The 15,028-nt window shown below is 44.0% G+C and carries 13 protein-coding genes; 10 read left to right on the top strand and 3 right to left on the bottom strand.

All coding sequences use genetic code 11. From position 1 onward, the window contains the following. Window positions 1–76: 76 nt before the first annotated feature. Complete coding sequence (locus NSS87_RS24450; RefSeq protein ID WP_339243272.1) at window positions 77–469, bottom strand: TIGR04086 family membrane protein; 393 nt, start codon at window positions 467–469, stop codon at window positions 77–79. Window positions 470–694: 225 nt separating this feature from the next. Here NSS87_RS24450 and NSS87_RS24445 point away from each other — a divergent pair, with 225 nt between their 5' ends. Then, window positions 695–1,459 carry a DUF421 domain-containing protein gene (locus tag NSS87_RS24445; protein WP_042191118.1) on the top strand — a complete coding sequence of 255 codons (765 nt, stop codon included), beginning with the start codon at window positions 695–697 and terminating at the stop codon, window positions 1,457–1,459. A 5-nt stretch (window positions 1,460–1,464) separates the two neighbouring features. On the opposite strand, the gene spoVB is transcribed toward NSS87_RS24445, so the two are convergent. Beyond that, complete coding sequence (gene spoVB, locus NSS87_RS24440; RefSeq protein ID WP_339243271.1) at window positions 1,465–3,060, bottom strand: stage V sporulation protein B; 1,596 nt, start codon at window positions 3,058–3,060, stop codon at window positions 1,465–1,467. A gap of 196 nt (window positions 3,061–3,256) precedes the next feature. On the opposite strand from spoVB, the gene NSS87_RS24435 reads away from it, so the two are divergent. The 6 genes from NSS87_RS24435 (at window position 3,257) to NSS87_RS24410 (ending at window position 10,166) form a co-directional block, all read left to right on the top strand. Next, window positions 3,257–3,508 (top strand): post-transcriptional regulator, encoded by a 252-nt coding sequence (locus tag NSS87_RS24435; protein WP_042191115.1) that lies wholly within the window; start codon window positions 3,257–3,259, stop codon window positions 3,506–3,508. 227 nt (window positions 3,509–3,735) lie between these two features. Next, window positions 3,736–4,986: a protein translocase subunit SecD gene (secD, locus tag NSS87_RS24430; protein WP_042191112.1), complete on the top strand. Its 1,251-nt coding sequence runs from the start codon at window positions 3,736–3,738 to the stop codon at window positions 4,984–4,986. Then, on the top strand, window positions 4,976–5,875 hold the full coding sequence (secF, locus tag NSS87_RS24425; protein WP_042191110.1) for a protein translocase subunit SecF: 900 nt from the start codon (window positions 4,976–4,978) through the stop codon (window positions 5,873–5,875). The genes secD and secF overlap by 11 nt, the downstream gene beginning before the upstream one ends. Before the next feature lie 165 nt (window positions 5,876–6,040). Continuing rightward, the gene (locus NSS87_RS24420; protein ID WP_042191108.1) at window positions 6,041–6,991 is read left to right on the top strand and encodes a cation diffusion facilitator family transporter; all 951 of its coding nucleotides are present in this window, start codon (window positions 6,041–6,043) and stop codon (window positions 6,989–6,991) included. A 29-nt stretch (window positions 6,992–7,020) separates the two neighbouring features. Next, window positions 7,021–9,423, top strand: coding sequence for a single-stranded-DNA-specific exonuclease RecJ (recJ, locus tag NSS87_RS24415; protein WP_042191106.1), 2,403 nt, complete (start codon window positions 7,021–7,023; stop codon window positions 9,421–9,423). 224 nt (window positions 9,424–9,647) lie between these two features. Beyond that, a complete protein-coding gene (locus NSS87_RS24410; protein WP_042191103.1) occupies window positions 9,648–10,166 on the top strand; it encodes an adenine phosphoribosyltransferase in 519 nt (172 codons plus the stop codon). A gap of 207 nt (window positions 10,167–10,373) precedes the next feature. Here the strand turns inward: NSS87_RS24410 and uraA are convergent, their stop codons facing one another. Beyond that, complete coding sequence (uraA, locus tag NSS87_RS24405; protein WP_042191101.1) at window positions 10,374–11,687, bottom strand: uracil permease; 1,314 nt, start codon at window positions 11,685–11,687, stop codon at window positions 10,374–10,376. 306 nt (window positions 11,688–11,993) lie between these two features. On the opposite strand from uraA, the gene NSS87_RS24400 reads away from it, so the two are divergent. The 3 genes from NSS87_RS24400 to NSS87_RS24390 all read left to right on the top strand — a co-directional run bounded on the left by NSS87_RS24400 (window position 11,994) and on the right by NSS87_RS24390 (window position 14,957). Beyond that, on the top strand, window positions 11,994–14,174 hold the full coding sequence (locus NSS87_RS24400; protein WP_042194390.1) for a bifunctional (p)ppGpp synthetase/guanosine-3',5'-bis(diphosphate) 3'-pyrophosphohydrolase: 2,181 nt from the start codon (window positions 11,994–11,996) through the stop codon (window positions 14,172–14,174). A gap of 21 nt (window positions 14,175–14,195) precedes the next feature. Further along, window positions 14,196–14,639, top strand: a complete 444-nt coding sequence (gene dtd, locus NSS87_RS24395) for a D-aminoacyl-tRNA deacylase (protein WP_076284841.1) — start codon at window positions 14,196–14,198, stop codon at window positions 14,637–14,639. Window positions 14,640–14,801: 162 nt separating this feature from the next. Next, on the top strand, window positions 14,802–14,957 hold the full coding sequence (locus NSS87_RS24390) for a hypothetical protein (RefSeq protein ID WP_179085778.1): 156 nt from the start codon (window positions 14,802–14,804) through the stop codon (window positions 14,955–14,957). Window positions 14,958–15,028 lie beyond the last annotated feature (71 nt).

The following is a 15,028-nucleotide window of genomic DNA, read 5'->3' as shown; positions in this document are numbered from 1 at the left end:
ATTCTCTTTATGAAGTCAGATGATCACAGTTTAACATATTTCCAAGGAATGTTTCGAATTTTATGGAATAATAATTTTAGCTTTTCTGTAAATTAACCCCAAATATTCCGCCAAGTGCACCAATTGCTGCTGCAGCTAGAACCCAAAGAAGGTCAACACCAGAGGGTGAGCTATCCAGTGCCAAAAATCCAATTAACAGAACGATAATCCCGTAAAAGATTCCTGTAAGACTTCCTTGATACCAGCCTTTGTTCGTGGCTCTGCGACCGGCGGTTAGTCCTCCGAATGCTGCGGCTATGCCGTGCACTATATAAGTGTACATTGAGAGATCCTGCTCCTTCAGACCGCTGCCCCATAATAAAAGAGAGAGGACAAACGCGCCAAGCAGCATCCAAAGGAATGATCGACATAGGCCAGACAATACAGGATTGGCTATTCTCCATGAGAACAGGCGCCGGATTAAATACATGGTACAACCTCCTAAAGTTTTTTTAGAAAAATAATCTACATAAGTTATTATTCATTGTATGGGAAGGCTTGCCCCAATAGTACAAGAATGGGCATTGTAGCCTTTTTACCATTAATTAATATGTGAGCTTCCGAATGTTCCCTGTGCTGAGCGGTCAGAATAGGGTTACATTAATCCGCCCGAGAAAACAAGTCTGCGGGTGAGAGTGGAGGGGAGCGAAGCTATATGTCCCAGCATATCACTACCCATATTTTCTTGACCGTGCTGATGTATTTCTTCATATTCCTGTGCATGCGTATCATGGGGAAGAGGGAAATCGGTAAGCTATCTGTATTTGATCTAACGATCTCAATTATGATTGCTGAGATTGCTGTTTTTGTGATTGAGGATATTAATCGCCCGATTTACGAAGGTCTGGTTCCGATGGCCACACTGGTTATCATTCAAGTTGTGGTTGCTCAGCTCAGTCTTAAGAGTAGAAAGATTCGGCTGTTAATGGACGGTAAACCGAGCATACTTATTTCTGGAGGCAAGCTGCACCGGGGAGAGATGCGTAAACAAAGGTACAATATTGATGATCTATTGCAGCAATTGCGTGGTCAGAACATCGCTAGTCCTGCTGATGTGGAATTTGCGATTCTGGAGCCAAGTGGACAGCTTACCGTTTTCGAGAAAGACAAAGGACTTTCATCTTCCAATCAAACAGGCAATAGCAGTTCAGTTGCTGAGAATAATAAGACCGATGAGGATGCAGATGTAAGCAGTCAGAAAGTTAAACTGCCAAAGAACAAAATCAGATATGAAGGGCTTCCTATTCCATTGATTATGGATGGAAAGGTCCAGGATCATAATTTAGAAATGATAGGAAAAACAAGGTTCTGGCTAAGAACACAGATCCGCCAAAAGGGAGTATCAGATTTTCGGGATGTATTTCTTTGCTCCATAGACCATAAAGGCCGAGTTTATGTTGACCGTTTGGACAATCGATAACCATTCTAAAGCCAACGCTTAATGAAAGGCAGTCGATCCAAATCACGAAGGGAAATAAGGCCAGCTAATAGACTGAGACCGAAATACAGGGCCATTCCTATCGCAGAGGCAAATAAAAATTGAATCCATTGTGCTTCTGCAATGGGAATGGAGATGTATACATAACGCACGCCTGCTCCCATAATGATCATTGCACATAAGGTCTTAATGGTATCGGTTATTCGTAAGGATAATGAAATTAGACTGACTACGCTGTACCCGTGCAGTAGAGTAACAAGAACGCTGTTCACAATAATGGCGATGATTGCGCCGTAGATTCCGTATTCTGGTTGTGAAGCTAATAAAACAATCAGAATGATTTTGACTACTGCCCCAATAAGAGTATTGATGAGTGCCCTTCCTGGTCTGTCCATAGCTTGAAGTGCAGCTTGTAAGGGGGCTTGAACATAGATGAACAAAGCGAAAGGGGCCATTAGTTTTAGCATAGGAGCGGTGTCCGGATTTCCGTATAACAAGTTGCATAGTGGGACTGCCAGTACATACATAAGAACAGCAAAGGGAGCCCCTGTTACAAGAGCGAGTCGAAGAGCTTGGTGCATTCGTTTGTGAATGGTAGGCAAGTCCTTTCTCGCGGCAGCCTCGGATAAGGAGGGAACCAAAGACACTGCGAGAGAGGAAGTTAACGCACCGGGAAGCAACAGTAAGGGGATAACCATTCCCTGTAAAGACCCATATTGAGCAGTCGCGGCGGCTGTTGCGATTCCGGCTAGTGCAAGACTACGTACGGTAATTATAGATTCCAATAGATAGGAAAAAGAACCGACAAGCCGGCTTGCCGTAACAGGAATTGATACACCTAATAAACGCCGTAGTATGGGGGAAGTTGATTGTACGGCATCTGGATCAGGAGTTATAACTTCCTTCTCAATCGTTTGCTGTTCTTGGATGGGGGGTGTTTTTTTATCCTTTTTCGTGATGACATAATATTGCCACAGAATGGCTAACATTCCGCCAATCTCTCCCACCGTTACGCCTAGCATCGCCCCTGCAGCTGCAAAAGCGATACCTTTAGGTAACAGCAGCCAAGAGAACCACAGCATAAAAAATATTCGCACGATAGACTCAAAAACTGAAGAAAGTGCGGAAGGAATCATGTTCTGCCTACCTTGAAAATAACCGCGGTATATTGCAGATACAGCAACAATTGCAATCATTGGGATCATGGCAATAAAAGTATAATAAACTCTGTGGTCTGTTAAGATCACATTGGAGACCCATGAAGCACTGACTAGCGCAACAATGGTAAAGAAGATTCCTAGTCCGACACTAAGAGTAAGGCCAGTCCGTAAAATTTGCCGCGATTTCTCAGGGCGGTTCTCTCCCTCTGCTTCCGCTACCATCTTTGCAATTGCTAGGGGAAGTCCGCCTGTAATAACAGTAGCCAGCACGATAAAGAAAGGGTACGCGAGCTGATATAGACCCACACCTTCTGCTCCAATGATGCGTGGCAAAGCAATTCGGGGTATAAATCCAAGCATTCGATTAATGATGCCGGCGGCAAGCAAGATTAAAGTTCCTTGTATAAAGCTCTGTTTCCTCAAAGGTCACGCCTTCTTCCCCAAATGAAATGAAACGCTGGCCAACTTGTCTATTCTTATGGATATGCTATACCCCTATCCCGGCATGCCTTGTTTTAGTAGTTGTAACTTTTTGTGACGGAAGGAGGAAAGCAGAGAACTTGGGTCGAATACCTATGGTAAGCATACGAACACGAGCGATCTTTGGAGGTGTCATCACGTGGAATCGGAACAGTGGAATCATGATCAACATAGTGAAGAAATCGAAGCCATGTGCCGCAGCAAAGCTGAAGAATTCCGGCTCCTCGGCTATGAGTATGTAACCAGCAAGGATATTTGGGATTGTATCAGTCGTAATTATGATAAGGACGGAATGCCTCCCTTACATAAGCTGGTAAATGATATTTATTCCTTAAAAGCCAATAGTTACATGACTTATTTGACTCTTGCAGCTTATCGGGGGTTGAACTGAACAATACACATCTCGCTTCTTTTCTTTGCGAAAAGCCTTATAAAGCAGTAAAGTAAGAGAATAATAATAACTTCACATCTCCTATATAAACGGATGTCTTGCTGATATGTGCAGGGGCGGCCGTTTCTTTGTGTGAGTATAGCTATGACTATGCTGTGAATTGACGGTCATTTCACGTGTAGCTATAATAGGAATATTGAGTGAATGAAAGGGGAACTAGCTAGAGCATGAAGAGACTAATGGGCTTTATTATTACCGTGCTCGTTTTGACAGGCGTCATGGCATTTACTACTCCTGGACTGCTGGACAAGGTTAGACTTGGTCTTGACCTGAAAGGCGGATTTGAGATTTTGTACCATGCAGAGCCTATGGAAGCGGGAGCAGCGTTGTCCCGAGCTTCACTGTTGAAAACAGCAGAAAGTTTGGAAAAACGGGCCAATGCGCTCGGAACCAGTGAACCAGAGGTTACAACTGAAGGTACTGACCGTATTCGTCTGAAAATTGCAGGCGTTACTGATGAAGCCGAGGTTCGTAAGAAGATGAAGGAGCCTGCAGTTCTGACTTTCCGTAGTGCTGCTGAAGGTGACGCTGAAGGTACTTACAGCAAGATCGAACTGGTAGGTAGTGATTTTGTTGAAGGTGCGGCAGAGGTTGGACGGGATAACCTGAATCAGCCAATCATCAGTATCAAAATAAAGGACAAGGATAAATTCGCAGAGATTACCAAACGCCTCTTAGGAAAGAATCTCGCAATTTATTTGGATGAGAACAAACTATCTGATCCTACGGTACAAGCAGTACTTACCGATGGTAGTGCGTCTATTTCCGGTCAGTATACAATTAAAGAAGCACGTGAACTGGCTGACACTATTAATCTTGGTGCGTTGCCACTGAAACTTACTGAGAAATACTCCCAAAGTGTGGGTGCAACACTTGGTAAACAATCGCTTGATCAAACGATCAAAGCCGGTCTTTTGGGTTCTTTGATTATTCTTATCTTCATGATCGGTATGTATCGCTTGCCAGGTCTCTTGGCTAGTTTTGCGCTGATCTTGCATACATGGCTGCTAATTGTAGTCTTTGTCTTAGCTGACTTCACATTGACGTTGCCTGGTATAGCCGCATTTATTCTGGGTATAGGGATGGCCGTCGATGCCAATATCATTACAAATGAACGGATAAGAGAAGAAATGCGCAGTGGTAAAAGTGTACTTTCCTCTGTTAAAGCAGGTAATAAATCCTCTTTCCGGACAGTAATGGACTCCAATGTCACAACTGTTATTGTGGCAGGTGTCATGTTCGCCTTCGGTACAGGTGCAGTCAAAGGTTTCGCATTGGTACTGATCGTGGAAATCGTTCTGAGTATCGCTACGAATCTTTATTTCTCCCACTGGTTGCTTAGCCAGCTTGTTAAAGCCGGTAAGCTGAACAAACCGAAGAGTTTCGGTGTTAAGGAGAGTGATATTCGTGCGCTTTAAGAAAGAGCTTGATTTCGTACATTTGAGTAAATTTTTCTATGTTTTTTCTATCGCCCTTACAGTGGCAGGTTTGATTTTCCTAGCAACCTTTGGATTGAATTACAGCGTTGATTTCAAAGCAGGATCTAATGTTGATATCTCTCTGTCTAAGAATTTGACATTGGAAGAGGTTAATTCAGCAGTTGAAAAAACTGGGATTTCAAGTGAGCCAAGCATTACGATAGGAAGTGAACGGGTTAACGTTCGTTATGATCAAGTGCTCGATGAGCAACAAGATGAAGCTCTTAAAGCAGAGATCTTGAAGCTGGACGAAAAAGCATCGTTTGAGATTAACACCGTGGATACTGAAATGTCTAAAGAACTTGCACGCAATGCGATCTATGCGGTTCTCATTTCTTGTCTAGGGATTATCATTTATGTAAGTATTCGTTTTGAATGGCGGTTTGCATTGGCAGCTATTGTTTCATTGATCCATGATGCCTTTATGGTCGTTGCAATCTTCTCCATCTTCCGCTTGGAAGTGGATTTGACGTTTATTATTGCGGTGCTTACGATTATCGGTTATTCCATCAATGATACGATCGTTATCTTTGACCGTATCCGTGAGAATTTGCGTTTTGGTAAACAAAAAACCTATGAGGATTTAAAAGAGCTTGTGAATAAGAGTGTGGCTCAAACGCTTATGCGTTCTCTTTACACAGCATTTACCGTATTTATTGCGGCGTTCTTCCTGTTGATTCTTGGAGGCGAGTCCATCAAGATGTTCTCGCTTGCGATGGTTATCGGATTGCTATTCGGAGCGTACTCCTCTATCTTTATTGCAAGTCCGGTCTGGCTACTGCTTAAGAAGCGTGAAAAGATAAAGGTAAAGAACCCGGCTAAAGGGTAATGTCTCTAGAGAAATAACATGGCTACACTTGAATGAAAAAAACATCAACTTTATAATTTAAGAAAGCCGCGTCAAATGCGACGCGGCTTTCGAAATCTTTGGGGTAGTATGTCATGTGTATTGTATCATCATGAGATTACTTGCTAGTGGTAAGGGGGGCCTCGTATGAATAAAGAACGATCACCGCAAAGCAAGACGGTTGCTTGGACAGGGATCATCAGCGATGTTACTTTGGCAGTAGCTAAGGGGAGTTTTGGCTATATTTCAGGTAGCAAGGCTTTAATGGGCGATGCATTATATTCTGGAGCAGATGCTGCAGCTAAATTGGCGGATATTCTCCCATGGCGCTCTGAACAAAGCAGAAAGAGCAAGCAGCGGATAGAAGAGCGACGAGGGAATAAGGAGCCGCTTTTAGCTATACTTTTTTCGGTATTAATTCTTATGGGGGGGCTGCAAATCGCCTTCTCTGCAATCCGTGACTTAACCGAGGGACAGTCATCCACTCGCGGAGAACTTGCACTTGTAACTGTCTTACTATCTATTGTACTTAAAGAAGCTGTATTTCAATATCAATATCGGTACTTTAAAAAAATAGGTGATGGCAGTCATGCTGCTTATGCCAATAGTCATCGTTTCAGTTTGTATACTTCTATCACAGTATTAGTTGGGATATCGTTATCAATGGGGGGTACCTATTGGCATCCTCTACTCTATATGGACCCTATTGCTGCACTTTTAACAGGATGCTTAATTCTACGTAAAGGTTATTTGCTCATTGTTAATACTGTTAGTGTTAAGAATGCGCAGGAGCTACCTTCTGAGGAGGCAGCTAATTTTATTGAAACCGTACAACGTGTTCATGGTGTTATTCGTGTAGAACATTTGAAGGCACTTGAGCAAGGGAATTATGTGAATCTGCAAGTGAAGATCAGTGTAAATCCGCGTATTACGGTGATGGAAGCACAGGATATTTCGGAATGTGCAAGAAAGTTGCTGCAGCACAGGTTTGTTCATGTTGGTGAGGTACATATGGACGTAGTTCCTTATGATCCTGGCTATCCATACAAAAGTAATTATGAATTGGTGGATAATGATATTCCGACGCTGCTTCAGTAGTTCGCAAGGTGAGAGAAAGGTGAGCGCTATTGCTTTATTCAAAAACAAGATGGCAATCTCCGGCAGCCGATCCCGACGTCGTAAGGGATATGGCCCGGAGCCTTTCTATTTCTCCGCTCTTATCCTCACTATTAGTGACTAGAGGAATTGATACGCCACATGAGGCTCTATCGTTCATGGATGGCGGTGTGGAAGCTCCGCATGATCCGTTCCTTCTAAAAGGAATGGCCGAAGCGGTTCCCAGAATTAGAAAGGCTTTAAAAGAAGAAGAACATATTCTGATTTACGGTGATTACGACGCCGATGGTGTGTCCAGTACAGCATTAATGATTCATTTGCTGCGTTACTTAGGCGCTTCCTTTGATATTTATATCCCGCACCGTTCTAATGAGGGCTATGGGCTGCATAATCATGCTTTGGATTGGGCTTTACAGCAGGGTGTATCCTTGATCATTACTGTAGATACTGGCATTAGCGCCTATCATCAGATTGCTTACGCTAATGAACTCGGGATTGATGTGATTGTTACGGATCACCATGAGCCACCAGAGCTTCTCCCAGAGGCTTATACGTTGATTAATCCGAAGCTGCCCGACTGCCCCTACCCGTTCAAAGGATTGGCAGGTGTAGGTGTAGCTTATAAGCTCGCCCAGGCTATGCTAGGGGAGGAAACTCCCGAAGAATGGGCAGAGATAGCTGCTATCGGTACTGTAGCGGATTTAATGCCGCTGCTGGGTGAGAATCGTGAGATTGTTCGAAACGGCTTGGTGAGTATGCGAAATTCTCGATTCCCAGGTATTCGTGCCTTACTCGATGTTAGCGGCGTAACCATGAGTACTGTGAGCGCGGTTAATATCGCTTTTGGAATGGCGCCTCGTATCAATGCGAGTGGTCGTCTGGATCATGCTGGACGGGCAGTGGCGTTGCTTACAACCGAGCATACTGATGAGGCAGAGCAACTGGCTGGGGAGCTTGATCTGCTTAATAAAGAACGCCAATTGGTCGTAGAAAGAATTGTAGTGGAGGCCACTGCAAAACTGGAGCAGATGACTCAGGGTGGAGAAATACCAGACATCATAGTCCTTGCTGAACAAGGTTGGAATGTGGGTGTGGTAGGCATAGTGGCTTCCAAACTGCTGGAGCGTTACTATCGACCTGTAATTATTCTGGATATTCATCCGGAGACCGGCATGTGCAAAGGTTCTGCCCGCTCTATTCCTGGACTTGATATATATGCGGCCTTATCCTCTTGTTCTAACTTAATGGATCATTTCGGTGGTCATCCAGCAGCTGCGGGAATGAGTCTGCATCGGGACGGCTTAGAAGCCTTCGCTGCGGCATTAAATGAATACGCTGCTACTGTGTTAACACCGGAGCATTTCGTTCCTGTTACTTCTGCTGATGCAGAAGTGTCGATTTCCGATTTGTCCCTACAGACCGCGCTTGAATTGGAAAGGCTTGCACCTTTCGGGATGTCGAATCCATTGCCAAAGTTCATCATTCGCGGGGCTACAGTGAAAGAGACACGCACCATGGGGCAAGACGGAAAACACTTGAAGATCGTCTTGCAACAGGGTAAGAGTACGATCGAAGCCTTGGCTTTTGGTAAAGGGGATTTGGCTAAGCTGCTCCCTGTGGGCACCCCGATCAATGTGCTGGCTGAACTGTCGATCAACGAATGGAATGGCTCGAGGAAACCACAGCTGATGCTACAGGATTTATCAGTTCAGGATGCTCAATTATTTGATCTTCGTGGTGCTGCTGACGCTGTACGGCAGGCTGCACATATTAGAGAGCTGCTGCTTCCCTATAGCGGTGCTGGCCCATATCGTGCTGCAGCAGTGTTTCAGAGTGGACGTATGTCTTCACAGACTGAATTGATAGGAATGTCCTTCTGGGTATATGATAAAGAAGCTGGCATTAGCGCCGCTATTAAGGATGATTCGATTCAGGAATCAGGGCATGTCTCACTGTTATGTTTACTGGATATGCCAGAGACTCCTGAACAACTAGACGCGTTACTGAAGGCTTTTCCTAATGCTGATAATATTGCGTTATTGCATTCTATAAAGGATGGCCGAGAACGACTTATCATTCCGACACGGGATCATTTTAAAATACTCTATAAACTGCTGGCTTCGATCACTGCTGTTGCAACGCCAGAACATGAAGTGCTGCTGCGGCTAAGTCGACAATCCTCATTAAGTATTCGAATGCTTAGTAATATGCTAGATGTGTTCGAGGAGCTGGATTTTATCGAAAGAAGTCACGGAAGTGTGACCTTTATTACGCAGCCTACAGCTAAAAGCCTTACAGCATCAAGACATTTTGTCAGACTGGGGCAGATGGCGGAAATGGAGCAGTACTTCATGGAAGGTAGCTTGTCTGAACTGCAGGATTGGATGTTATCACGCCGTTTAGGCGTATCATAAAGACTAAACAAAACAAAGCAGACGCTTACGAAGCAAGTTTTGCCGAACCGGACTCAAAGTAGCATATGCTAACAAAACAAAGCAGACGCTTACGAAGTAAGTTTTGCCGAACCGAACTCAAAGTAGCATATGCTAACAAAACAAAGCAGACGCTTACGAAGTAAGTTTTGTCGAACCGAACTCAAAGTAGCATATGCTAACAAAACTTTTAGGAGATGAAAAATTTGGATTTTAAAGATAGTATTCGCGTGATTCCTGATTTCCCAAAAGAAGGTATTAGTTTTAAAGATATCACCACCTTGTTAAAAGACGGTGATGCATATCGCCAAGCGATTGATGCCTTGAAAGCTCTTGTATCCCACTTAGAAATCGATGTGATCGCTGGACCGGAAGCACGTGGTTTTGTAGTTGGTGCACCTCTTGCTTATGCATTGGGCGTAGGCTTTGTGCCTATTCGAAAGAGTGGTAAACTGCCGTATGAGACTATCGAGGTTGGATATGATCTTGAATATGGTAAAGACACACTTGCTGTTCACACGGATGCCATTAAGCCTGGACAAAATGTATTGATTGCTGATGATTTGTTAGCAACAGGAGGTACTATAGCTACTTCAGTTAACCTTGTGGAGCAGCTTGGTGGTAAAGTGGTAGGCGCAGCGTTTTTGATTGAATTGGTTGAGCTTGCTGGACGTAATAAGCTTTCTGGAATTGAAGTTATTACATTAGTTGATTACGAAGATTAATACGATAAACTTGTCTTTTCCCGGGAAATAAATTGGGATTTATGTATCGAATAATGTGGAAAAGTGCAAACAACAGCAATTCTCTGTTACTACTAGCGGAGGGTTGCTGTTTTTCGATTTTTTGGTCAAAAGAGATACGAAAAAAGACTGTCCAATCCATAAAATGGATCTGGAGCAGTCTTTTTGAATTATTAATTCATAAATAAATTAGTGAGCAGCTTTATCGCTTTCTCCACCTTCATTAGACAGTCCAAGAACTTCAATGAGTTTGAAGAATAGGGCTAGAACGATACCAACAATCGTAGCTAGAGCCATACCACTGAGTTTTACGCTACCCATAGTAAGGGTTGTACCACTGATTCCGACAACAAGCACCAACGTAGCCATAATCATGTTAGTGGCTTTGGAAAAATCAACTTTTTGCTCTACGAAGATTCGCAGACCGGATGCGGCAATTACACCGAACAAAAGTAGTGATACGCCGCCCATTACAGGTGTGGGGATGTTAGCGATAACGGAGGAGAAAGTTCCGGAGAACGATAGCAGAATCGCAATCACTGCTGCGCCACCGATCACATATACAGAATAAACTTTAGTTAATGCCATAACCCCGATATTCTCACCGTAGGTTGTATTTGGAGTAGAACCGATAAAACCGGAGATAATTGTAGATATCCCGTTCCCCATCAGGGAGCGGTCAAGTCCAGGATCTTTAGCCAAGTCTCTGCCAACAATATTGCTGGTTACAAGTAAGTGTCCGATATGTTCAACGATTACTACTAGCGATACTGGGATGATAGTCAGGATTACATTCCAATCGAAGGATGGAGTAACAATGGTAGGGTGCGCTAAAAAATTCGCATTAGATATTGCAGCTGTATCCACCATTTTCATAATATAAGCTAAACCATAACCAGTTACGATACCGATGAGGATGTGAATGATTTTTGGGAAACCGCGGAAGAGTACAGCTCCAATTACGGTTACGCCCAGTGTCACCATAGAAAGTGTGATTGCTTTGCCATCTGGAGTCCAGTCTGCAACTGCAACACCTTCAGGGGCAATAAGTCCTGCCATTCGCGCGGCAACAGGCACAAGTTCAAGTCCGATCGTTGCTACGATAGCTCCCATTACTGCTGGAGGGAAGACAACATCGATCCATTTTGTTCCTGCATAACGGATGATCAAAGCAACGAGCACAAAGATAACACCTGTGATGATGAAAGCGCCCAAAGCAAGCGAGTACCCTTTCATATGATCATCTTTATGATCAGCAAGCACTGATAATACGGGTGCGATAAATGCAAAGCTGGAGCCAAGGTAGGCAGGTATTTTACCACGGCAAATCCAAATGTATAGCAGTGTGCCGATACCGTTCATCAGCAAAATCATGCCAGGGTCAACCCCGAACAAGTTAGGCACTAGCACTGTACTGCCAAACATGGCGAACAAATGCTGTAGGCTTAACAGAAAACCGGGGCCCCATGGAAGTTTTTCATTAACTTGAATTTCGCGTTGCAATGGAGTTCACTCCTCTTTCTTAATGGATATGATGTTGTCCAGCGAAAATCCGCCTTTACTAGATTAAATAGAACTGGACATTTTTACAACAACATTTTCACAAGTGTTATTAATTTGTCCGATTTTCATAACTTTTACTTCTTGAATACCATGAGATGGCAAGTGTTGACGTAATCCCTCGTAAGCGTCATAATTATAGACAACTTTGAACAAGAGCGTAAGTTGCTTGCGAAATGATTGGAACCTGCAGATTTCAGAATGATTGCGGGTTCATTTTATTATAGAAAGGAAACGGATACGACGAGAATGGGCATAGAGCGATTAATTGATAAGGCTGGCGCCTATATAAAAGATAAAGATCTTCTCCGCATCCGGGAAGCTTATGAATTTGCCGATCAGGCTCATCACGGGCAGATCCGCAAGTCGGGGGAGCCATACATTCTGCATCCGCTGGCGGTGGCAGATATTGTCGTCAATATGCAAATGGATGTTATATCTATTGTTGCGGCGCTTTTGCATGATGTTGTGGAAGATACGACGGTCTCATTGGAACAAATCCGCGCGAAATTTGGCGATACCTGCGCGATGCTTGTCGATGGCTTAACTAAGCTGGAACGCATCCGTTTTCGCTCAAAGGAAGAGCAGCAGAACGAGAATTACCGTAAGATGTTTATTGCGATGGCGCAGGATATCCGGGTCATCGTTATCAAACTAGCGGATCGCCTGCATAATATGCGTACGTTAAAGTATCAATCTGAAGAGAGCCAGCGACGTATTTCTTATGAAACGCTGGAGATTTTCTGTCCTGTAGCTGATCGTTTGGGGATTTCCGCGATTAAGTGGGAGATGGAGGATATTGCGCTTCGTTACTTGAATCCGCAGCAGTATTATCGCATTGCTAATCTAGTGCATAAGAAGCGGGCTGAACGTGAGCAATTTATCGACAGCGTAATTGGCCGTATTCGTGCCAAGCTGGATGAAATGGGCATTGAAGGTGATCTTTCAGGTCGTCCGAAGCATATCTACAGTGTCTATAACAAAATGAGTACGAAAAACAAACAGTTTAATGAGATCTATGACCTGCTGGCCATCCGTATCATTGTGGATAATATCAAGGATTGTTATGCAACCCTCGGAATTATTCATACCCTTTGGAAGCCAATGCCAGGTCGATTTAAAGATTATATAGCTATGCCCAAAGCCAATATGTATCAATCTTTGCATACTACAGTGGTAGGTCCTGGCGGAGAGCCAACCGAAGTGCAAATTCGCACTTGGGAAATGCATCGCACGGCTGAATTCGGGATAGCAGCACACTGGGCATACAAAGAAGGAACCAGCAATAATGTGAATCCTGAGAATCGGATGCCTTTTTTTCGCGAAATATTGGAGCTTCAGCATGAGGCCAAGGATGCCGAAGAGTTCGTAAAATCACTCAAAATGGACTTTTTCTCGGATCTTGTGTTCGTGTTTACGCCTAAAGGCGAGGTTATTGAGCTTCCTGCGGGTTCTGTACCACTTGATTTTGCATTCCGTATTCATACGGAAGTGGGTAATCGTACGATTGGTTCTAAGGTGAACGGGCGGATCGTACCGTTGGATCACAAGTTGAAGACGGGCGATATTGTAGAGATACTGACATCGAAGCATTCGTACGGACCAAGCCGCGACTGGCTCAAGATTGCTCAATCCTCACATGCGCGAAGCAAAATTAAGCAATGGTTCAAAAAAGAAAAACGTGAGGAAAATGTCGAAAAAGGTCGCGAAGCGATTGAACGTGAGCTGAAGCGTCTGAATGTCGAGGTTTCTGAATGGATTTCTGATGATAAGCTTTTAGAAGCAGCGAAGAAATTTGCTTTTAACGATGTTGAGGATATGCTATCTGCCGTTGGATTTGGTGGGATTACCGCTTCGCAGATTGCTTCCCGTTTGACGGAAAAGCTGCGCAAAGAGCAGGAAGAAGCTGCTAATCATTTAGAGCTTACTTCAGAGATGAAGGAGATCAAGTCTTCCGGCGAAAAACGTAATCAACCGACCAATGGTGTTAGTGTAAAGGGAATTGAAAATTTACTTGTCCGTTTTGCACGATGCTGTAATCCGGTACCGGGTGACGACATTGTAGGGTATGTTACACGGGGCCGGGGTGTATCTGTACATCGCCAGGATTGTCCTAACATTCCGAGTGAAGGTGACGGAGAAGAAGCAGCAAGGGTGATTGAAGTGGAATGGGAAGGTACGATGGAAGCAAACTACAGTGTGGATATTGAGATTACAGGTCATGATCGTAATGGACTGCTCAATGAAGTGCTGCAGGCAGTTTCCGAGAGTAAAACGAACATTTCTGCAGTCACTGGGCGCTCTGACAAGAATAAAATGGCAATGATTCATATGACCATTCTCATTCGTAACACGGAACATCTGCAATCCGTTGTAGATAAAGTGAAACGAGTCAAGGATGTATATACAGTGAATCGGATCATGCAATAGGGCAAGGAGCGGAGTAGTACGATGAGAGTTGTAGTACAGCGTTGTAAGGACGCCAAAGTAACCGTGGATAAGGCAGTGACCGGAGAAATTGGCAAAGGCTTAATGCTGCTAGTTGGCGTTACGCATGAGGATACAGAAAAGGATGCCAAATATTTGGCGGATAAAATAGCAGGACTACGAATTTTTGAAGATGATGCTGGTAAAATGAACTACAGTGTCACAGAGACTGAGGGAGCGATTCTTTCAGTATCCCAGTTTACTTTATACGGGGATTGTCGTAAGGGGAGACGGCCAAATTTCATGGGAGCAGCAGCTCCCGCGGAGGCCGAGCGACTTTATGATTACTTTAACCAAGAGCTTAGAGCTGGCGGCCTTCAAGTGGAGACGGGTGTATTTGGAGCAATGATGGATGTGTCGCTGACCAATTGGGGCCCGGTTACTCTCATTTTAGATAGCCGCAGTTAATGAAAAAAAAAGATGTCGAAAATTGCTTCTAGCGGAGCTAACTTTCGACATCTTTTTTTATTGTGGATGAGCAGTGAGTAAGATACTTGTGCGGATAGAGCCTCTTGGAGCTGGATAAACTAAAGGTAGACAGTTATCCCGCACGATGCAAGGAGCTTAGTAATGAGACATTCACAGAAGGCATGGGTATGGAGAAGTATCCCGGCACTAGCGACAGGGAGTCCTGTAGAAGCCTATGCATTAGCCAAAAAGACGGAAGATGAAATTGAATCTCAAGTGATCAAAGGAAGAAGCCGTAATCTCTTACCGCGTACCTGAAATGGGTGGTGGAGGCGGCTTTTTGATGCGGTTAACCGGGGATATTTTCTGATTAGAGGTTAGAAATCATT

This window comes from Paenibacillus sp. FSL F4-0243, assembly GCF_037963295.1.
Classification (GTDB): domain Bacteria; phylum Bacillota; class Bacilli; order Paenibacillales; family Paenibacillaceae; genus Paenibacillus_AQ.
The sequence above is the reverse complement of the archived record's forward strand: the minus strand, read 5'-3'. Positions and strand labels throughout refer to the sequence as shown.

Bases quoted from the DNA above. Each gene is read 5' to 3' on its own strand.
- NSS87_RS24450 (WP_339243272.1), bottom strand. From the start codon at position 469: ATGTATTTAATCCGGCGCCTGTTCTCATGGAGAATAGCCAATCCTGTA.
- NSS87_RS24445 (WP_042191118.1), top strand. From the start codon at position 695: ATGTCCCAGCATATCACTACCCATATTTTCTTGACCGTGCTGATGTAT.
- secD (WP_042191112.1), top strand. From the start codon at position 3,736: ATGAAGAGACTAATGGGCTTTATTATTACCGTGCTCGTTTTGACAGGC.
- NSS87_RS24420 (WP_042191108.1), top strand. From the start codon at position 6,041: ATGAATAAAGAACGATCACCGCAAAGCAAGACGGTTGCTTGGACAGGG.
- NSS87_RS24400 (WP_042194390.1), top strand. From the start codon at position 11,994: ATGGGCATAGAGCGATTAATTGATAAGGCTGGCGCCTATATAAAAGAT.
- dtd (WP_076284841.1), top strand. From the start codon at position 14,196: ATGAGAGTTGTAGTACAGCGTTGTAAGGACGCCAAAGTAACCGTGGAT.
- NSS87_RS24390 (WP_179085778.1), top strand. From the start codon at position 14,802: ATGAGACATTCACAGAAGGCATGGGTATGGAGAAGTATCCCGGCACTA.